The following is a 20,501-nucleotide window of genomic DNA, read 5'->3' on the forward strand; positions in this document are numbered from 1 at the left end:
CAATTAATATGAATCAGACTTCATCGACCTATGGGCATATCTTCTCACCTATGGGTCGATGGAACATCACACTCTAACGCTATTGATTTTGCCCATATTTGGTGCGTTTATAATATAGACAGACATCTCGGCTCCCTATCACAAACCAACTTACTCAACAGTGCTCGAAAAAAAATTAACCGGACAGTTGAAAAACAAGCCTTTCAAGTGTTTATCACTAGCGGATAGCTATGCGTTCATATTTTTGTCATTATTTGGTGGCTCTGCTTGCATAGTTTTGCCATTATTCGATAACTGTAAACTAAACTGGGTTGATCAGGGCGTCATAAAACAAACAAATCTTATGCCTTTGTTTGACTGAATCCTTTAACCACAACAGGAGGGCCTAGCAATGTATAGAGCAATAAAACCCTGTTTTTCAGTGCTGATAGAGTACCCAAACTATACCCCCAAGTGGGTACATCATGTCTGTAAAAGTGAGTGGTAGTATTTTTGCAATACGGGAGTAGAGCACCCCTCCAGTAAAAATGGGCCGATAACGACCCTAGCCACGATATGGTAAAAGCTGGGCTCATAATTAAATTAATCAATAAGGTGATTCGGCAACGGCCAGCACTGTGATTTTTTACCCGGTATTCCCCAGAGGATGAGGATTCAGTTGCAGGTACTGGCAACCTTGTATAAAGCTTAATGATTAGTATTCACCTTGGAGGTCTGACGTTGTCAGACTAAGTGTTTTGCGAATTTGATAGGCCCTTTTATTATGACACAAACATTGGCAACAGAGCGAACGGCGTCCCCCACTACATCAGAGCAAGAACGAGCAACCGGTGCCCCCGCACGGGAAGCTTCATCCATTACCTTAGAAGGTGTCAAAAAATCCTTTAGCCGCCATGCCATTGCATTAGATGGTGTTGACCTAACCATTCACCCCGGTGAATTCTTTACCCTACTTGGGCCATCAGGATGTGGCAAGACCACTCTGCTACGCATTCTGGCAGGCTTGGATATCGCCAATAGCGGCGTAGTAAAAATCGGCGGCAAGGATGTCACCGAAATACCGTCCCACAAACGCAGCATCAATACAGTATTTCAGTCTTACGCCCTGTTTCCCCATCTAAACGTTGAAGACAACATTGCCTTTGGCCTTAAAATGCAGGGTGTGGACAAAGCCGAACGGGATCGCCGAGTGCGAGACATGGCGGAGTTTATCAAGTTAAGCCCCCTGCTGGGACGCCGCATTGAACAGCTCTCCGGCGGTCAACGCCAACGTATAGCCCTGGCCCGAGCCCTAGTCTGTGAGCCAGATGTATTACTGCTCGACGAACCACTTTCGGCCCTAGATGCTGGCCTACGCGGCCAGTTGCAGGTCGAGCTGCAACGTATACAACGCCGCCTGGGGATGACCTTTGTATTCGTCACCCACGATCAGCAAGAAGCCATGGTCATGTCGGACCGAATTGCGGTACTCAATGCGGGCAAGATTCAGCAGTTGAGTACACCCAGGGAGATTTTCGAACGCCCCACCAATACCTTCGTGGCACGTTTTATGGGCCACACAAACTTGTTCGATATCACCGCTCGGCAGGCAAATAAACTGGAAACCCCACTGGGGACCCTTGAAGTTGAAACCCAAACTCAAGGCAACAAGGTGTTGATCCGCCCAGAGACCATTGAAATAGGGCCCGATGCCGCCCAGTACGCCAACCAGTTTACGGCATTGGTGAAAGAGCATTTCTACCGAGGCAGCTTTATCGAATACCGATTACAGATCGGTGACGTCTCTCTGGTGGCGCTGAGCAGTAATCAGGGCCAGAAGTTTTACAATGTCGGGGAACAGGTGCTCATCAGTGTTTGTCCAGAAGATATTGTCACCGTGGACAGCGAGGAGTAATCATGTCTCAATCGTCATTCACTATCTCCCAACGCCGCCTACAGCTTCGCGAAACGCTACACCTTTTATGGACTACGGCACCGGGTGCGTTATGGATCATCATCTTTCTAGTGCTGCCCAGTCTGTACCTAGTGAGCATGGCTTTCATGACCAACGGCACCTATGGCCAGCCCGGCATGCCACTCACTCTGGACTCGTTCCGTCAGCTGGCGGGTTTCGGCTTTCTGGGCTGGAGCCCTGGTAATATTTACACCTTGCTGCGCTCTCTTTGGCAGACTCTGCTAGCCACTGGCCTGGTGGTGGTACTGTCTTATCCGCTGGCCTACTACATCACCACCTGCCGAGTCTCCCTGCGCCCCATCATGCTGCTGGCGGTGGTGCTGCCGTCCTGGACCAATCAGGTTATCCGCGCGTTTGGCTGGATGAACCTGCTCGCCCCGGAAACCCCATTGTCCAATTTTGCCCAGTGGATGGGATGGATTCCGCCCCATCTAGGACTATTCCCCTCAAACTTTGCTGTGACCATCGGCCTAGTTTACAACTTTCTACCTTTCATGATACTGCCCCTTTACTCTGCTTTTGAAAAACTCGATATCCATCTGATTGAAGCAGCAAGGGATCTTTATGCTTCACCAGTCAAGGCCTTCTGGGCGGCGGTTTTTCCGCAGACTCTGCCCGGCCTGCTGGCTGGAGTCGTGCTGGTGGCCGTGCCAGCCTTTGGCATGTACGTAGTGCCTGAATTACTGGGCGGCGGGCGCTCCATGATGATCGGCAACCTGGTCGCCACCCAGTTTACAGGTGCTTCTAACTGGCCCTACGGCGCTGCTGGTGCCCTCCTCATGCTGGTGGCCACTCTAGTGGGTATTTTTCTACTACGCAGACTCGGCAAACGGGTTGGCGGTGGTGAGGAGGTGGTCATATGAGTCGACGTTCCTTTAAAGCTTCTCTTACTATCTACTGGTGGCTACTGCTGTTTTTTTTGTACTTACCGCTCGCGGTGGTAGTGCTATTCTCCTTTAACTCGATCAACAGTGCTGCCACCTTTGAGTCCTTTTCCCTGCGCTGGTATCGGGAATTATTTTCCGACAGTCAGGTACTGAGTGCCCTTAGTAATAGTCTGATACTGGCGATCTCTTCTTCGGTGATTGCTCTGCTGTTCGGCTCCCTGATTGGCTATGGCCTATACCGGCATCGGCACCGCAGACTTGGCTGGCTCATTATTCTTATCTACCTGCCGATTGTGATGCCGGATATTGTTTTTGGGATCTCCGACATGACCTTCTTTGTGCGCCTCAACAGCCTCACTGGATGGTTGTCTCCCGGACTTGATACCATGATCCTCTCTCATGTTACTTTCGAGATTCCCTTTGTGGCACTGATTGTCTATTCCCGTTTTGTGGGGCTTGACGCCACCTTGTTCGATGCGGCTAAGGACCTATACGCTTCACCGATTAAGCGCACCCTGCACTTTATTATTCCGGCCATTAAGCCAGCATTAATCTCGGCTTTTTTCCTCTCGTTCACCTTATCGATCGATGATTTCGTGATCAGTTTTTTTACCGCAGGGCCGCAAAGTTCGACCCTGCCGATTTATATCTGGGGAGCCGTCAAGAAAGGGATAACACCGGAAATCAATGCAGTAGGAGCACTTATGATTGGTGCGGTCATTGTGGCCGCAATAATTAGCCTGCTGGTGACGCGTCGCCAGCCTCGTCAGGACTCATAAGAGTCTTAGTTAAATCAAACATCCACAGAGTGTGGTCAGGAGCATTAATATGAATAATCAGACAAAACGATGGTTGGTCGGGCTCGGGAGCGCGCTCTTGATGTCAACCACAGCGCATGCCGCAGATCAAAAGCTATTTTTGTTTAACTGGAGCCAGTATATGGATCCGGCTATCATCAAGGCGTTTGAGAAAAAGTACCATGTTGACGTGGTACAGAGTTATTACGGTTCTCTCGATGAAATGTACGCCAAGCTGCAGGCCGGCGGCGACTCCCAATACGATATCATAGTACCGTCCAACTATTTCGTGCCGCGTCTAGTCAAAGCGGGTCTGGTGCAGCCCCTTAACAAGGCTGAACTGCCTAATCTAGGCAATGTAATGGATCGCTTCAAAAACCCTTCCTACGATCCGGGCGAGAAATACACCGTCCCCTATCAATGGGGTGTCACAGGTATCGTCTACAATGCCAAGGTCTTCCCCCACGCTCCAGACAGCTGGTCTCTGCTGTTTGATCCTAAAGAAAACGAGGGCCAGCCATTTTCTATGATTTCTGATGGTCAGGTCCTGTTTGGTGCGGCCTGCGCCTACCTAGGCAAAGGTTATGACTGTACTGGTCAGCAGAACTGGGTGGATGCTGCCAAATTGGTTTTGAAAACCAAGAAACGCAGCAACTTTACCGGCTTTATCGATGGTACCCCGGTTTTACAGCAGGTGGCCCGTGGAGTGACTCAGATAGGAATGACCTATAACGGAGATTTCCTAGCCGATAAAGAATCCAATCCCCAAGGATTCAAGGATCTAAAGTTTATGATCCCGAAAGAAGGAGCCGAAGTATGGGTAGATTCCATGATGATTCCCCGTCGCGCTCCCCATCCGAAACTAGCTCATGAATTTATCAATTTCATCCTTAACCCAAAGATTGGGGCCCAGTTGTCTAATTACAATATGTATTCAACACCCAATAAAGCGTCTGTACAGTACCTAGATCCTCTTCTACGTAAGCCGCCTGCCCTGCCAACGCCGGAGCAAATGAAGCGTTTGGAATTCACCCCTAGCCTAGACGGTAAACAGTTGCAACTTTTCCAACAAATTTGGAGCGATGTGAAATCACGTTAAAGGCTACTGGGCGGAGCCATACTGATGGTGCTGGCTCCGCTTTAGTCGAATCAAAGTAAGATGATAGATTTATCTACAGAATAAGAATCATTATAGACCTTTGCACGACATCGCGAGTAAAGCTTAGATAAAGCAAAATAGACGAAAAAGCAAAGTTTATGCTCCATAAATAGGTGCTTTGAGTCTGTTTTTAACACGCTATTGACATACCCAGCAGTCATGCAAAAGTCCCTATTATGACAATAACACTGAGGGAACACTGTGAACCATACTTTACGCTCAATGACTTTAGTACTGACTTGTATAGCTAGCCTATCGGTTAATGCCGATCCGAAAACACCAGGCACTCATAAAGGCTATTCCACCATTGATATGACCACCGCCGGCATGCCAAAGGATGTGAAAATGATTTCTGTTGCGGATCTCAAACAAGAGCTCCAAGGCAAAGCACCTTTTGCTGTTGGCTTTGATATCGATGAGACCCTGTAACAGATTCTGTGTAACTGCCATTTAGTTAAGGTGCTTTTCGAGACGCTCCTCGAACTCAATAATAAATCGACTCATTGCTTGGCGCCAGTTCTGAATTGGCATCGTCCATTTCTTACTGGCTTCTTTAATGGCAAGGTATACCATTTTCCTCGCAGAATCATCGCTTGGGAAGACTTTACGTTTTTTAATGGCTCTACGGATAACACTGTTCAGGGACTCAATCGCATTCGTTGTGTAGATCGCTTTTCGGATATCGTCAGGGTAATTAAACAACGTATTGAGGTGATGCCAGTGATTGCGCCATGATTTGGTAATTTGCGGGTATTGATCGTCCCAGATGTCGCCGAAACGATCTAACTCTAGCAAGGCTTCTTCTTCCGTTGCGGAGCGGTAAACTTGCTTTAAATCCGCCGTCACTGCTTTATAGTCTTTCCATGATACATATTTCAATGAGTTGCGTACCATGTGTACGATGCACAGTTGGATGTTAGTTTGTGGGAAAACAGCATTGATGGCTTCTGGGAAGCCTTTTAGACCATCAACACAAGCGATGAGAATATCTTCTACGCCGCGCTGCTGAAGCTCAGTGAGGACGTTGAGCCAGAACTTCGCACCTTCGTTCTCCGCAATCCACATGCCCATGAGTTCTTTATGACCTTCAGTGTTGATACCGAGTGCCAAGAAGATCGATTTATTGATGACGCGTTTATCTTGGCGGATTTTCAACACAATACAATCAAGATACACAATGGGGTAGATGGCATCCAAAGGGCGTGCTTGCCATTCAGTCACTTGCTCAATGACCGCATTGGTAACGCGTGATACCAGTGTTGGAGATATCTCGGCACCATACCATTCATCGAAGGCATTGACGATGTCTCGGGTACTCATGCCTTGCGCATAGAGCCACAGGATTTTATCGTCCATAGAAGTGAATCGGGATTGGTGTTTTTTGACCAGCTTGGGTTCAAAAGAGCCTTCTCGGTCACGAGGCGTATCCAGTTCAAACTCACCATCTTCCGTCTTAATACGCTTGCTATTCTTGCCATTACGACTATTGGTTGAGGTGGACTTTTGATGTCTCTCGTAACCCAGATGGTCATCCATTTCTGCATTCAATGCCGCTTCAACGGTAATCTTCTTCAGCATTTGGCTAAATTCGTTGAGATCCTCAGGCGTTTTAATTCCCTTGGCGGCTTCTTTTGCGAACGCTTCAAGTTCTTTTTTGTTCATTTGCATCTACCTATCCTTAATTCTTAATAGAATATGTTGTGGTAGGCAGTTACACAAAATTAGTTACAGTCTCATCGATGATACAACCTTGTTTAGCTCTCCCGTCTTTTATCGTGGCCAACAAGAATTCTCACCAAATGGTTACTCTTATTTAAGCAATCAAAAGTTTTGGGACAAGGCGAACTGTGGGTGGGACAAATTCAGTATGCCCAAACACATTGCAAAAGAGTTAATTGCCATGCACCAGCAACGTGGTGATAGTATCTACTTTATTACGGGTCGCACTGGCTCTAAGTGTCATTTTACGACAGAGTATTTGAAAAAGACCTTTGATATCAAAAACATGCACAATGTCATTTTTGCTGGATCTAGCCGTACTGAATATACAAAAACGAAATACATAAAACAGCATGATATCAAGATTTATTATGGTGATGCCGATGGAGATATCATTTCGGCACGTAATGCGGGCGCGGAAGGCATTCGAGTTATGCGTGCAGCCAATTCTAGCTATAAACCGATTCCAAAGAATGGAATCTATGGCGAGCGAGTCCTAAAAGACTCCCAATACTAGGCACTCGACTTCCTTAACTATAGGTATTTAAAAGCCGCAAACTATTTTCCTTGCGGCTTTCTATTTTCTTTAATGCATTCGTATCAAAGCAGATCAAAATCCTCTATTCCAGATCATGACTGTTGTTACGCTCTTCAGGCAGGTCAGATAAATACTCAACAAATTCCACTTCATAGCCAGATGGGTCGATAAAATAGACATTTTTTCGGTGTGGATTTTCTGGCCCTCTGTGCGCCTCCTGAAAGCCCGCCAACCTTATACGATTGATAACAGCCTCTAGATTATTAGTGACATAAGCAAAGTGAGCCAGTCCAACTCGATGACTCTTAAGGTCGCGATTTTCTCCAGCACCATTATCATTAAAGGTAAGAAATTGATAATCATCACCAAAGTGCACCCAATTGCGCTGGACACCATACCAATTCGATGTGCCTTGGGCACGAATGCGCCAATGAGGAAATACAGCTTTGTAAAAGGTTAACGTTTCATCCATGTTTTTCACGACTAAGTTAAGATGTTCCAGTCTCATACTTTTTCTCCTTAATTACCTTGTCAGGTTGGAATAAACGAAGGCAAAAACACACCATAGCAGCCTTCTGTGTAGAAAGTGTCTTCACTATAGAACCTCAAGTTATATTGAGGTAAAGTGTTTTTTTAGATTTTTTCTCATTTATTTTTTTAAGACTGGAAAGATTATGAAAACAGAGGAACTAACCGTAGGCTACATGGCAAAACGCTGCGGCGTTAATGTCTCAACACTGCATTTTTATGAAGAAAAAGGCTTAATTAAAAGTTGGCGTAATCAGGGAAACCAGCGTCGTTATCATCGAGATACCTTACGCCGAATATCGGTTATAAAGGCCGCTCAGAAAGTCGGCATCACATTAGATAACATTAAGCAGGCCCTTGACTCACTACCAGAAAATCGCACACCGACGAAAGAAGATTGGCAGCTTCTTGCATCAAACTGGAATGAAGAATTAAACGCCCGAATTGCATATCTAGAAAATCTTCGCGACTCACTAACAAGCTGTATTGGCTGCGGCTGCTTGTCCTTAACTCAGTGTCCCATCTACAACGACCAAGACAAACTCGCCACCGAAGGCACGGGCCCGATTCTCTTAGATCGAAAAGTATCCATGAAATAAAAGCGAGATCAATGAGACTTAATAGCATGTCTTTTTATCACTTACACAACCATTGGTTTTGTTTCTTAAGTCAAGTCCACGAGACAGATACTATATTCGACTTTCATGACTATTGAGTTCACGCAGAAATGTTGAACCTGCGAAACAGTGAGAGACCTGACAAGGTGAGAGCCATCAATGGGTCTATGTAAAGGCAGAGGGTTGATTTCACGCTTCCTCTTTGAAAAGATACACTAAGATCAATCGTCACCTTGGCGTTTGATTCGCGCAGACGCGTTGAGCCTGCGAAACAGGCGCAAGCGAATACAATGCCAAGGTGGCAATCTGCAAAGCCATAGATTAGTAATGACGATAACTGGGAGCGGCGTGAGACGATGCCCTAACGGATCTGCGTCTAATTTTTAGGGGGGTTGACTCCCCTTTTTACTTTTTTGGATTTTCTGTAGACGAAAAAAAGCCCCAATAGCATAGCTATCAGGGCCTTCTTAAATTAAATCTTGATAACGACCTGCTATCACATGACTTTCTAATTCAATCAAGCCCACACTACCATCGGCGATGGCAAGCGCCTGCGGCGAAAAAAGAGTCACTTCTGAGTTCCGAGATGGGATCAGGTGGTTCAACCCAGCTGATGGTTTAAAACGTTTCTTGAAACGAAAAAAGCCCTGACAGCATAAGCTATCAGGGCTTTCTCAAATTAAATCTTGATAACGACCTACTCTCACATGGGATCTCCCACACTACCATCGGCGATGGCACTTTTCACTTCTGAGTTCGGGATGGGATCAGGTGGTTCAATGCCTCTATGATCATCAAGAAAACTGGCTTGCGTTTGTTATGGCGGCTTTGTGTTTTCCTGTCCATAACTCGCAAATTCGTTTACTTGTCTCTGTTAACAATTCATTTTGAAATAGCGACAATCAAGCGTTAAACCGGATCGTATTCTGTGTCTTTTGTGTGTCTTACGACCTCCATGGAAGGAGGAAGTGCTGGAATGGTCAGGAACCATCTCCAGTAAAACCACTTTGGTGTTATATGGTCAAGCCTCACGAGCAATTAGTATTGGTTAGCTCAATGCCTCACAGCACTTACACACCCAACCTATCAACGTCCTCGTCTCGAACGGCTCTTTAGGGAACTTATGTTCCAGTGAGATCTTATCTTAAGGGAGGCTTCCCGCTTAGATGCTTTCAGCGGTTATCCCGTCCGAACATAGCTACCCGGCAATGCCACTGGCGTGACAACCGGAACACCAGAGGTTCGTCCACTCCGGTCCTCTCGTACTAGGAGCAGCTCCTCTCAAATCTCAAACGTCCACGGCAGATAGGGACCGAACTGTCTCACGACGTTCTAAACCCAGCTCGCGTACCACTTTAAATGGCGAACAGCCATACCCTTGGGACCGGCTTCAGCCCCAGGATGTGATGAGCCGACATCGAGGTGCCAAACACCGCCGTCGATGTGAACTCTTGGGCGGTATCAGCCTGTTATCCCCGGAGTACCTTTTATCCGTTGAGCGATGGCCCTTCCATTCAGAACCACCGGATCACTAAGACCTACTTTCGTACCTGCTCGACGTGTCTGTCTCGCAGTTAAGCGTGCTTTTGCCTTTACACTCTATGCATGATTTCCGACCATGCTGAGCACACCTTCGTGCTCCTCCGTTACTCTTTGGGAGGAGACCGCCCCAGTCAAACTACCCACCACACAGTGTCCTCGATCCGGATTACGGACCTGAGTTAGAACCTCAAACATACCAGGGTGGTATTTCAAGATTGGCTCCAATAGAACTGGCGTCCTATCTTCAAAGCCTCCCACCTATCCTACACAAGTAGGTTCAAAGTTCACTGTGAAGCTATAGTAAAGGTTCACGGGGTCTTTCCGTCTAGCCGCGGATACACAGCATCTTCACTGCGATTTCAATTTCACTGAGTCTCGGGTGGAGACAGTGCCGCCATCATTACGCCATTCGTGCAGGTCGGAACTTACCCGACAAGGAATTTCGCTACCTTAGGACCGTTATAGTTACGGCCGCCGTTTACTTGGGCTTCGATCAAGAGCTTCGCTTACGCTAACCCCATCAATTAACCTTCAAGCACCGGGCAGGCGTCACACCCTATACGTCCACTTTCGTGTTTGCAGAGTGCTGTGTTTTTAATAAACAGTTGCAGCGGCCTGGTATCTTCGACCGACTAGTGCTTACGGAGCAAGTCCTTCACACCGGCCGGCGTACCTTCTCCCGAAGTTACGGTACCATTTTGCCTAGTTCCTTCACCCGAGTTCTCTCAAGCGCCTTGGTATTCTCTACCTGACCACCTGTGTCGGTTTGGGGTACGGTTCATGTATATCTGAAGCTTAGAAGTTTTTCCTGGAAGCATGGCATCAACCACTTCACCCAAAAGAGGGCTCGTCATCAATTCTCGGTCTTAAGAGGAACCGGATTTGCCTAATTCCTCAACCTACTACCTTAAACACGGACAACCATCGCCGTGCTGGCCTAGCCTTCTCCGTCTCTCCATCGCAATATACATAAGTACAGGAATATTAACCTGTTTCCCATCGACTACGCATTTCTGCCTCGCCTTAGGGGCCGACTCACCCTGCCCTGATTAACATGGGACAGGAAACCTTGGTCTTCCGGCGGGGAAGTTTTTCACTCCCCTTATCGTTACTCATGTCAACATTCGCACTTCTGATACCTCCAGCCTGCCTTACAGCTTGACCTTCAACGGCTTACAGAACGCTCCTCTACCGCTCATCCTAAGATGAACCCGTAGCTTCGGTGTACAGTTTGAGCCCCGTTATATCTTCCGCGCAGGCCGACTCGACTAGTGAGCTATTACGCTTTCTTTAAAGGATGGCTGCTTCTAAGCCAACCTCCTAGCTGTCTAAGCCTTCCCACATCGTTTCCCACTTAACTGTAACTTTGGGACCTTAGCTGACGGTCTGGGTTGTTTCCCTTTTCACGACGGACGTTAGCACCCGCCGTGTGTCTCCCGCGCTAACACTCACTGGTATTCGGAGTTTGCATGGGGTTGGTAAGTCGGGATGACCCCCTAGCCCAAACAGTGCTCTACCCCCAGTGGCAATACGCGAGGCGCTACCTAAATAGCTTTCGAGGAGAACCAGCTATCTCCGAGCTTGATTAGCCTTTCACTCCTATCCACAAGTCATCCCCGGACTTTTCAACGTACGTGGGTTCGGTCCTCCAGTTAGTGTTACCCAACCTTCAACCTGCTCATGGATAGATCGCCCGGTTTCGGGTCTATTCCCAGCAACTAAACGCCCTATTAAGACTCGGTTTCCCTACGCCTACCCTATGCGGTTAAGCTTGCTACTGAAAATAAGTCGTTGACCCATTATACAAAAGGTACGCAGTCACGGAACAAGTCCGCTCCCACTGCTTGTACGTACACGGTTTCAGGATCTATTTCACTCCCCTCACAGGGGTTCTTTTCGCCTTTCCCTCACGGTACTGGTTCACTATCGGTCAGTCAGGAGTATTTAGCCTTGGAGGATGGTCCCCCCATCTTCAGACAGAATAACACGTGTTCCGTCCTACTCGTTTTCATGCCTAAGGCGTTTTCGTATACGGGGCTATCACCCTTTACAGCGATCCTTTCCAGAATCTTCTACTAACACCAAAGCCACTTAAGGGCTAATCCCCTTTCGCTCGCCGCTACTCAGGGAATCTCAATTGATTTCTTTTCCTAAGGGTACTTAGATGTTTCAGTTCCCCTCGTTCGCCTCGTATGACTATGTATTCATCATACGATACCCGCAAGCGGGTGGGTTTCCCCATTCGGACATCTCGGGATCAAAGCTTGTTTATCAACTCCCCCGAGCTTTTCGCAGATTACCACGTCCTTCATCGCCTCTGACTGCCAAGGCATCCACCGTGCACGCTTGGTCACTTGACCATATAACCCAAAATAGTTTTTAGAGTGAAGTTACCTCCGCTCTCTACTTAAGTCACATACCAAAGAGCTTTTGTCCCTCTCTGGATTTACGATATTAGATCGTCACCCCCTCATCAGAAGGAAATAAGATGAGAAAAGTGCAATCCACCGGTTTGACGCTTGATTATCGTCTATTTCAAAATTCGAATTGTTAAAGAGCAAGTTTAGTGCAAAGCACTAAGTCAGAGACTAGGAATCCTCAGTCGATACCGATTAGAAAATAATTTCCCTTCTCGATTAACTGTCCAAGCATCTTGCTTAAGGCTTTGTTTGTCGTATTGTATGATCACCGATATGGTGGAGCTATGCGGGATCGAACCGCAGACCTCCTGCGTGCAAAGCAGGCGCTCTCCCAGCTGAGCTATAGCCCCATATCGTGTGCAGATCCCAGTTTTAAAAGACTTAAAACTTATTATTAACCTTACCAAAGTTGTCTTAGAACGCGGCATGATGTTGCGACGCATAGTTCACTATGCGAGTGGCATCATAACAAAGTTATAAGAAAACTTGGTGGGTCTGGGCCGATTTGAACGGCCGACCTCACCCTTATCAGGGGTGCGCTCTAACCAACTGAGCTACAGACCCGGTCCAGACTACGACACTCTAAACTACAGATATCAGATAATTTGTGTGAACGCTCACCAAGCCTTCTATCGTTTAAGGAGGTGATCCAGCCCCAGGTTCCCCTAGGGCTACCTTGTTACGACTTCACCCCAGTCATTGACCACTCCGTGGTAAACGTCCCCCCTAAGGTTAGACTATCTACTTCTGGAGCAATCAACTCCCATGGTGTGACGGGCGGTGTGTACAAGGCCCGGGAACGTATTCACCGTGACATTCTGATTCACGATTACTAGCGATTCCGACTTCATGGAGTCGAGTTGCAGACTCCAATCCGGACTACGACGTACTTTTTGGGATTCGCTTACTCTCGCAAGTTCGCTGCCCTCTGTATACGCCATTGTAGCACGTGTGTAGCCCTACTCGTAAGGGCCATGATGACTTGACGTCGTCCCCACCTTCCTCCGGTTTGTCACCGGCAGTCTCCTTAAAGTTCTCGGCATTACCCGCTAGCAAGTAAGGATAAGGGTTGCGCTCGTTACGGGACTTAACCCAACATTTCACAACACGAGCTGACGACAGCCATGCAGCACCTGTCTCACAGTTCCCGAAGGCACAAACACATCTCTGCGTTCTTCTGTGGATGTCAAGAGTAGGTAAGGTTCTTCGCGTTGCTTCGAATTAAACCACATGCTCCACCGCTTGTGCGGGCCCCCGTCAATTCATTTGAGTTTTAACCTTGCGGCCGTACTCCCCAGGCGGTCTACTTATCGCGTTAACTGCGCCACTAAGTCATTACAACCCAACGGCTAGTAGACATCGTTTACGGCGTGGACTACCAGGGTATCTAATCCTGTTTGCTCCCCACGCTTTCGCACCTCAGTGTCAGTATCAGTCCAGGATGTCGCCTTCGCCACTGATGTTCCTTCCTATATCTACGCATTTCACCGCTACACAGGAAATTCCACATCCCTCTACCGTACTCTAGCCTGCCAGTATCCGGTGCCATTCCAAGGTTGAGCCCTGGGGTTTCACATCAGACTTAACAAACCACCTACGCGCGCTTTACGCCCAGTAATTCCGATTAACGCTCGCACCCTCTGTATTACCGCGGCTGCTGGCACAGAGTTAGCCGGTGCTTCTTCTGGAGCTAACGTCAAAATACTTGGCTATTAACCAAGCACCCTTCCTCACTCCTGAAAGTGCTTTACAACCCTAAGGCCTTCTTCACACACGCGGCATGGCTGGATCAGGGTTCCCCCCATTGTCCAATATTCCCCACTGCTGCCTCCCGTAGGAGTCTGGGCCGTGTCTCAGTCCCAGTGTGGCTGGTCATCCTCTCAGACCAGCTAGAGATCGTCGCCTTGGTAGGCCTTTACCCCACCAACTAGCTAATCTCACGCAGGCTCATCTAATAGCGGAAGGTCCGAAGATCCCCTCCTTTCCCCCTAAAGGATTATGCGGTATTAGCATGCGTTTCCACATGTTGTCCCCCTCTACTAGGCAGATTCCTACGCGTTACTCACCCGTCCGCCGCTCGTCAGCAGGAGCAAGCTCCCCTGTTACCGCTCGACTTGCATGTGTTAAGCCTGCCGCCAGCGTTCAATCTGAGCCATGATCAAACTCTTCAGTTTAAAAGCTTGCTCACTCAAATTCTTACACTAACAATAACTTAATCGATTCATCACCAAAAATGACAAATCAACATAAAGCGAATTGACGTGTTTGACTCTCGTAAGACTTCAATTTTTTTGATCGCTCAGTGCCCCACCTAGTAAACTAAGCAAAACCCTGTCGATCTTCTGAAGGTCTCAGCGAGCGCCCACACAAATTATCTGATTATCTATTTTAAAGAGCGGTGCTAACGTTTTTCGAACCTCGTCTTCACTTAGTGTGAAGCGCTGTCCGTGTCAGCGAGGGCGTATATTAAGGATTCACAGATTTTCTGCAACCCTTTTTTGAAGTTTTTTCTGATTTTGTTAGACAAATAGGAAGATCTGCACAAAGAGCACATTTTTTGTACAAAAAAGTGTACCTAGAGTCTTCTCATCATCCCCCCACTCCCAACAGAGAAAATATAAGCTCCCTCCACAGAAAGACTGACTTTTATTGTCCTTTTGATCTACTATCTTGGTTGATAGTATAAAAGGATGTAATGAGACTGTGCACTCACTCATGACAATAGCACCTATAATGTTAATTAAAATCATTATTTAGAATCTTATCTATAGCTCATTTTTACTTTATCTCTTGTTTTTTTCTGATAAACGGCGGCTACGCTTAATAATGATGGTCTCAATATCATATACAGTGATGACATTTTCTCTTACTCAACGAGATTTTTTACGGATAGAAAATGACTAGACAACTTATCGAAACTCGACAAATCACCAAACAAGAAGCGGAGCAGTGCGCAAATGAAAGGATTCAAGTTATTGGCAGCATTCAATCCCATGGTTTTCAAGTTGTTGTCGACCCAAAGGATCAGCGAATCGTTCAGTACTCTGACAATATCTCTCGCCTTCTCAAAGAAGCTAGTGACGCCAAAATCAATGATCGAGCACTATTGGGTAGCCACTTGTTTAAATGGCTTACTTTTCAAGAAAGAGAAAAACTGGACTCATTGCCAACAACATACACCGTTTCCCTCCCCCTAACAGAAGACAAAGTGATTAAGGGTTCACAATGGGAGTGCATGGCCCACTGTCCAAGTGGCTGGGTTTGCTTGGAATTTACGCCCAAGATGCAAGAAACCATCAATTCAAACACTTTAACTTCCCAATTAGATGATATGGTTGCTTTGTTGAAAGTTGTCCACGACGAAGTAGAACTGTTTCAGACCATTACCGAGCAACTGCAAAACTACACTCAGTATGACCGCGTTATGATGTACCGCTTTCATCCTGACTGGTCTGGAGAAGTCGTTGCTGAGTCTGTATCAGAACAAGAGAGTGTCAAATTTTTAGGGTTACGATTTCCTGCAGAAGATATTCCCAAACAAGCACGGGAGCTATATAAACTTAATATTATTCGATACTTTGCAAATGTACTCGCGACACCAGCTAAACTCGTCCCCTCTATCCTTCCAAGTGGTGAACCACTTGATCAAAGCGCTTCCTCATTGCGCAGCATGTCTAATGTGCACCGCAGCTACTTAAAAAACATGGGGGTAAAAGCCTCGTTATCCTTATCCATAATGGAAGGGGATAAACTTTGGGGAATGGTCGTGTTTCACCATAACACCCCCAAAGTGCCATCTCAACGCGTCATATCACAACTTCGCATTACCAGTAAGCTTGTTGGCGAAATCATCAACTCTTATCTGACTCCTTCCTTCAATATAAAAGAGCTCACTTTTTTAATGAATACTCAGTCTTATATTGAAGCGGTTTTTTCTCAAGCCAAAAAAGCCGACCTGTCTCACAGCTTATTTGAAACCATATTAGAAAAAATCAACAGCGTGATTCACTATGACTTTATTGGCATCATTTATGACAAAAAGTGCTATCTCTTAAAGCAACATACCTTCTCTATTTTAGAGCAAACAACATCTGACGCTCTGGCCCAGATATTCACAGGCAGAGACTCATTGCACTATGACTCGAGCCAACTACACAGTGATATTGGCGCCATCCCAGGTCTAGAAGACATGTATGGTCTATCTATTATGCGGACCCAAAGCCCCATCGACTTTTATGTTTTTATCGGACGAAGAGAAGTGTCGAAAACCATTCAATGGGGAGGAACCCCAGGCACAGTAGATATTGTTGTAAAGGACAACAAGCGCCAATTAGAGCCAAGAAGCTCTTTTGCTTTATGGCGCCAGCAAGTCGAGGGACAGAGCAAAGAGTGGGAGCCCCGTGACACCAAGTTTTTACAATGCTTTTTTAATGAGAGTAAAGAGTTTATTAGTCTAAAACGCACCCAATTACTGATGAATAAACTCGAAAAAGGTGCTTATTACGATACCTTGACAGGCCTTGCTAATCGAACGTACTTAAAATCGTTTATCGAGAATCTTGATCCCGATAGTGATATATCATTCGTGTCTTTCTTCTTCATCGATCTCGATAACTTCAAAGACGTTAATGATTTTATGGGACATGAAACTGGCGACAAACTACTGATTAGTATTTCACAAAGGCTCAATGCTTGTGTCAGACCAAGTGATCTCGTGGTGCGACTAAGTGGAGATGAATTCATTATCCTTTTCACCCACAAAGTAGAGCCTGAACTGGACCTTATCCATAAACTGGCTGAGAAAGTTGCCTCTCGAATAGGTGAACCCGTTCTTGATAATGCTCATACATTAGTCATCACCTCCAGTATTGGTATTGTTACTCAAAGCACAGAAGATATTGATTTTAATGAAGCCTTAAAACGTGCAGACATCGCCATGTATGCCGCAAAGAATGCAGGGAAAAATCGTTATCACATTTTTAATAGTAAAGACCAAGACTCGTTTAATAGACGAACGATTCTGACAATGGATCTTCGTGATCACACAGCTAACGGCGATATAACGCTTTATTATCAAGTGAAAGTCGGGGCCAACAAACAGCTAAAAGGGGCGGAGGCCCTGGCCCGCTGGAATCACCCAACATTCGGTTTTATCAGTCCAGAAGTCTTTATTACCTTGGCGGAAAAAAATAATCTCATTTATGGTTTGGGGCTAAATATCATTGATAAAGCCTGTTCCGATCTTGCCCATTGGCGCAACATCAATCCTAATTTTGACTTAGGCGGCCCTTTATCCATCAACATCAGCCCGACTCAATTAGCTGAGTTGGCATTTGAAGATGACTTATTCGCTATTTTAGAACAGCACAAGATTGATAAAAAATGGATTTGCCTCGAAATTACCGAATCGGTTTTTATGAAAAACTATACGGCCTCCATCGAGACTCTCGCTCGGCTACAAAAACAAGGCATTACCATCTCACTTGATGATTTCGGAACCGGCTACTCTTCGCTCAATTCGTTGTGGAAATTACCCATTGATGAGGTAAAAATAGATAAGTCTTTTATTTCCACCATGAGCCAGGATCAAAACTTGTTTACCATGGTCGAAAGCATCATCCAGCTGTGCCAGAAACTGAACTTGAAAGTCGTTGGTGAAGGAATAGAAAGCAGTATCGAATTCAACCTATTAAAGGGCTTGGGCTGCGATGCCATGCAAGGCTACTACTTTAGCAAACCACTCGACCCAGAAAACTTTCAACAACACTACATACAAATATAAAACACGATAAGGAAGGCACATCGTCTTAAGACGGTGTGCCTAGAAAGCTACCAACATTCCTTATTCACACCTTCCCTGAACCTTATCACAAATATATTGGCCAATAGGAATGGCCGATGTGGCCGCTGGGGACGGAGCGTTGCACACATGCAAACTACGAGGACTCTCAGCAAATAAAAAATCATGCACTAAGGTGCCGTCTTTTAGCACCGCTTGCGCACGAATACCTGCAGGATAAGGCCGTAAATCCGATAGCTCTAATTGTGGGCAGTACTTTTGTACGAGCTTGAGATAACCAGGTTTCCAAAGAGAGTTTTTGGTTTCGATCATGCCTGTCTTCAAGTTTTTTTTCAACACCCGCCAAAAGCCAGGGAAACGAACCATATCGCCAATATCTCGAAGAGACATATTAATACGGCCATACCCTTCTCGCTTCCAACCTTGCACCGCGTTGGGTCCAACCGTCACACTACCATCAATCATGCGCGTTAAATGCACACCTAAGAATGGTAAATCTGGATCGGGAATGGGATAAATTAGGTGGTTGACGATATTGTTATATTTCTCAGGCAACTTGTAGTACTCGCCACGGAAAGGGATAATTTGAAAATCGGTAGGAATACCCAGCATTCTTGTGGTTCTATCTGCCATCAAACCAGAGCAAGTAATCAAAAAACGACCTTCAAAAGTCTTAAACGCACCATAATGTGCGGCGTTTACAACGACCTTATCAGGGGACTCTTTTAAACCTACCACTTCATGATTCAACAGGGCTTGACCACCTAACTCAACAAACTCTTCTGCCATTTTAGTGGTCACTTGCTGATAGTTCACAATAGCAGTGTCTTTGACAAAGAAGCCCCCCAACCCCACCACATTTGGCTCGCGCTCTTTTAGCTGCTCAGCGCTCAGCATTTCGACATCCAGCTCATTTTCCTGGCAACGTTTAAATAACGCCTGCATTCGCTCGACTTCTAACTCGGTGGTTGCCACCAGCAATTTACCACATTGCTCATAAGGCACATTGTGTTTATCACAAAACGCCATGGTCGCTTTGACCCCCGCCTTACAAAATTTCGCTTTTAAGCTACCAGGCGCATAATAAACCCCAGCGTGGATAACACCGCTGTTATGTCCTGTTTGATGCTTGGAAAACACAGACTCTTTTTCAAGCAACAAGATCTTTTTTTCAGGGTGGCGCTGTTGCAGCTGCCACGCAGTGGACACGCCGACAATGCCACCACCAATAACAATATAATCGTAAACCATCTTGATCCCTATTTATTACTCTTGTATCTCGTTGATGGCAGTCTCAAACGTCCCGCTTACTCCGTAAAGTGACCACGCTGACGCAGTAATTCACGACACAGTTCTGGATGAGGAATAAACCGATCACGACCATGTAACCAGAAATGGTTATGCAATACCATCATCGTTCCAACGGGCATAGGAACAGACAGATAGTTCGGGTCTGCTTCTAAAGATTCCCCCATCTCATATAAGTACTTGCCCTCTTCTTTGTTACTAGGTTCCGCAAACTGGTCAATATATAGCATTAATGGCTTGCCATTGGCATCTTCTTCGAAGAAAACAGGGTGCTCAACTTTCGTTTCCACATTTTTCGATTTTGGTGCCCCCCAAACGATGTCTTTTTTCGCGAGTGGATGATGATAAAACTTATCCAACTCTGCCCAATCGTCCAAGTGCAACATTAACGAATTACCGCCCTGCATATTTTCTTCTTTCAGTTTTTGCATCAGCACATAATCCGTACGTTCATTGACGTATGTGCCATCATTATGCAATTCCATACGACGATACGCTTTGCGCAAGTAACTATCGGAGTTATCAACATGGCGAACCGTAAAACGCGCGTAATACTGGCCATACATGGCATCATAATTAGACAACCCAATGATGTGAGACACCGCCGTGGACAACTTAATATCAAGCTCGGTGCGTAATTCGCCTGTTTCATTAATCGCTTCATCATTGTAGTTAAGGAGAAAAGCCCCCGTCGCTCGATCTCGCACGGTTGCATTTAGAAATGCCCCTAAAGTGTAATCGGTAATGGCATCCAAGCGATCTGCCACTTCAAAACGTAAAAAAGGCTTGTATTCAATATTTTGCAAAGACCATTCCTCTACCGCTGCTATAAAGGCCGCCATGGTCTCGGCATGCAGTGTCACCACTTTTAGCCGCTTACTTGTGGGATAATCCATGACGGAAAACCCTTGAAATGCATTACCAGCATGGGTTGATGTTTGCTTCTCTGTCGCGTTTTTTGCTTTGCTTTGAACTTGCATTTGTCTCTCCTATTATTTTTGTTCTACGAATTCTCTGAGGTAACAATCGACACCAAGAAGATCGGTTTGGCTGAGCACTATCGATTGCTACGGAAATTCTAATCTTTCCAAGATAAAAATCGACATTATTATAAAATGTCGACATTTTATAATAATGTCGATTTTATGGATCGGCGTCAACCTTTTTAAAGAATCCTTCCTTAACTATTTCAGAGCTTTCCCTTAGAATGCAGAACGATTCCTGTTGTAACG

12 protein-coding genes, 2 tRNA genes and 3 rRNA genes are annotated in these 20,501 nt (G+C 46.1%); 8 read left to right on the forward strand and 9 right to left on the reverse strand.

Annotated features, from left to right (window positions below):
- The first annotated feature begins 763 nt into the window (after positions 1-763).
- The 5 genes from AC0VYG_RS19950 to AC0VYG_RS19970 all read left to right on the forward strand — a co-directional run bounded on the left by AC0VYG_RS19950 (position 764) and on the right by AC0VYG_RS19970 (position 5,226).
- Positions 764-1,894 (forward strand): ABC transporter ATP-binding protein, encoded by a 1,131-nt coding sequence (locus AC0VYG_RS19950; protein ID WP_475449875.1) that lies wholly within the window; start codon positions 764-766, stop codon positions 1,892-1,894.
- 2 nt (positions 1,895-1,896) lie between these two features.
- Positions 1,897-2,817 carry an ABC transporter permease gene (locus tag AC0VYG_RS19955; protein ID WP_475429648.1) on the forward strand — a complete coding sequence of 307 codons (921 nt, stop codon included), beginning with the start codon at positions 1,897-1,899 and terminating at the stop codon, positions 2,815-2,817.
- Entirely contained in the window at positions 2,814-3,620 is an 807-nt protein-coding gene (locus tag AC0VYG_RS19960; protein ID WP_475429649.1) for an ABC transporter permease, read from the forward strand. The genes AC0VYG_RS19955 and AC0VYG_RS19960 overlap by 4 nt, the downstream gene beginning before the upstream one ends.
- A 49-nt stretch (positions 3,621-3,669) precedes the next feature.
- The gene (locus tag AC0VYG_RS19965) at positions 3,670-4,737 is read left to right on the forward strand and encodes an ABC transporter substrate-binding protein (protein WP_475429650.1); all 1,068 of its coding nucleotides are present in this window, start codon (positions 3,670-3,672) and stop codon (positions 4,735-4,737) included.
- 261 nt (positions 4,738-4,998) lie between these two features.
- Positions 4,999-5,226, forward strand: coding sequence for a hypothetical protein (locus AC0VYG_RS19970; RefSeq protein ID WP_475429651.1), 228 nt, complete (start codon positions 4,999-5,001; stop codon positions 5,224-5,226).
- 21 nt (positions 5,227-5,247) lie between these two features.
- Here the strand turns inward: AC0VYG_RS19970 and AC0VYG_RS19975 are convergent, their stop codons facing one another.
- On the reverse strand, positions 5,248-6,459 hold the full coding sequence (locus tag AC0VYG_RS19975; RefSeq protein WP_475432512.1) for an IS256 family transposase: 1,212 nt from the start codon (positions 6,457-6,459) through the stop codon (positions 5,248-5,250).
- Between AC0VYG_RS19975 and aphA the strand changes: the two genes are divergently transcribed.
- Positions 6,452-7,033: an acid phosphatase AphA gene (gene aphA / locus AC0VYG_RS19980; protein ID WP_475429652.1), complete on the forward strand. Its 582-nt coding sequence runs from the start codon at positions 6,452-6,454 to the stop codon at positions 7,031-7,033. The genes AC0VYG_RS19975 and aphA overlap by 8 nt on opposite strands.
- Before the next feature lie 103 nt (positions 7,034-7,136).
- On the opposite strand, the gene AC0VYG_RS19985 is transcribed toward aphA, so the two are convergent.
- Entirely contained in the window at positions 7,137-7,562 is a 426-nt protein-coding gene (locus AC0VYG_RS19985; protein WP_475429653.1) for a VOC family protein, read from the reverse strand.
- Positions 7,563-7,728: 166 nt separating this feature from the next.
- Between AC0VYG_RS19985 and soxR the strand changes: the two genes are divergently transcribed.
- A complete protein-coding gene (gene soxR / locus AC0VYG_RS19990) occupies positions 7,729-8,181 on the forward strand; it encodes a redox-sensitive transcriptional activator SoxR (protein ID WP_475429654.1) in 453 nt (150 codons plus the stop codon).
- A 702-nt stretch (positions 8,182-8,883) separates the two neighbouring features.
- Here the strand turns inward: soxR and rrf are convergent.
- The 5 genes from rrf to AC0VYG_RS20015 form a co-directional block, all read right to left on the reverse strand.
- Positions 8,884-8,998: ribosomal RNA gene (gene rrf / locus AC0VYG_RS19995) — 5S ribosomal RNA — on the reverse strand.
- Between the two features lie 218 nt (positions 8,999-9,216).
- Positions 9,217-12,101: ribosomal RNA gene (locus tag AC0VYG_RS20000) — 23S ribosomal RNA — on the reverse strand.
- A 334-nt stretch (positions 12,102-12,435) separates the two neighbouring features.
- Positions 12,436-12,511 (reverse strand) — tRNA-Ala (locus AC0VYG_RS20005).
- A 137-nt stretch (positions 12,512-12,648) separates the two neighbouring features.
- Positions 12,649-12,725: transfer RNA gene (locus AC0VYG_RS20010), tRNA-Ile, on the reverse strand.
- A gap of 73 nt (positions 12,726-12,798) precedes the next feature.
- Positions 12,799-14,335, reverse strand: a 16S ribosomal RNA gene (locus AC0VYG_RS20015).
- The 16S, 23S and 5S rRNA genes sit together here with 2 tRNA genes alongside, the layout of an rRNA operon.
- 722 nt (positions 14,336-15,057) lie before the next feature.
- On the opposite strand from AC0VYG_RS20015, the gene AC0VYG_RS20020 reads away from it, so the two are divergent.
- The gene (locus AC0VYG_RS20020; RefSeq protein ID WP_475429655.1) at positions 15,058-17,943 is read left to right on the forward strand and encodes a bifunctional diguanylate cyclase/phosphodiesterase; all 2,886 of its coding nucleotides are present in this window, start codon (positions 15,058-15,060) and stop codon (positions 17,941-17,943) included.
- 60 nt (positions 17,944-18,003) lie between these two features.
- Here the strand turns inward: AC0VYG_RS20020 and lhgO are convergent, their stop codons facing one another.
- Both lhgO and glaH read right to left on the reverse strand, forming a co-directional pair.
- Positions 18,004-19,212 carry an L-2-hydroxyglutarate oxidase gene (gene lhgO / locus AC0VYG_RS20025; RefSeq protein WP_475429656.1) on the reverse strand — a complete coding sequence of 403 codons (1,209 nt, stop codon included), beginning with the start codon at positions 19,210-19,212 and terminating at the stop codon, positions 18,004-18,006.
- A gap of 56 nt (positions 19,213-19,268) precedes the next feature.
- On the reverse strand, positions 19,269-20,249 hold the full coding sequence (gene glaH / locus AC0VYG_RS20030; protein WP_475429657.1) for a glutarate dioxygenase GlaH: 981 nt from the start codon (positions 20,247-20,249) through the stop codon (positions 19,269-19,271).
- Positions 20,250-20,501 lie beyond the last annotated feature (252 nt).

The organism is Marinomonas sp. 63XJN7_7_ISO-PGPR-S23-202, from assembly GCF_056173505.1.

Excerpts from the sequence above, each read along its gene's own strand:
- AC0VYG_RS19975 (WP_475432512.1), bottom strand. The coding sequence starts at position 6,459 with ATGAACAAAAAAGAACTTGAAGCGTTCGCAAAAGAAGCCGCCAAGGGA.
- AC0VYG_RS19965 (WP_475429650.1), top strand. The coding sequence starts at position 3,670 with ATGAATAATCAGACAAAACGATGGTTGGTCGGGCTCGGGAGCGCGCTC.
- AC0VYG_RS20020 (WP_475429655.1), top strand. The coding sequence starts at position 15,058 with ATGACTAGACAACTTATCGAAACTCGACAAATCACCAAACAAGAAGCG.
- glaH (WP_475429657.1), bottom strand. The coding sequence starts at position 20,249 with ATGCAAGTTCAAAGCAAAGCAAAAAACGCGACAGAGAAGCAAACATCA.
- lhgO (WP_475429656.1), bottom strand. The coding sequence starts at position 19,212 with ATGGTTTACGATTATATTGTTATTGGTGGTGGCATTGTCGGCGTGTCC.
- AC0VYG_RS19955 (WP_475429648.1), top strand. The coding sequence starts at position 1,897 with ATGTCTCAATCGTCATTCACTATCTCCCAACGCCGCCTACAGCTTCGC.
- AC0VYG_RS19985 (WP_475429653.1), bottom strand. The coding sequence starts at position 7,562 with ATGAGACTGGAACATCTTAACTTAGTCGTGAAAAACATGGATGAAACG.
- AC0VYG_RS19950 (WP_475449875.1), top strand. The coding sequence starts at position 764 with ATGACACAAACATTGGCAACAGAGCGAACGGCGTCCCCCACTACATCA.
- AC0VYG_RS19960 (WP_475429649.1), top strand. The coding sequence starts at position 2,814 with ATGAGTCGACGTTCCTTTAAAGCTTCTCTTACTATCTACTGGTGGCTA.
- soxR (WP_475429654.1), top strand. The coding sequence starts at position 7,729 with ATGAAAACAGAGGAACTAACCGTAGGCTACATGGCAAAACGCTGCGGC.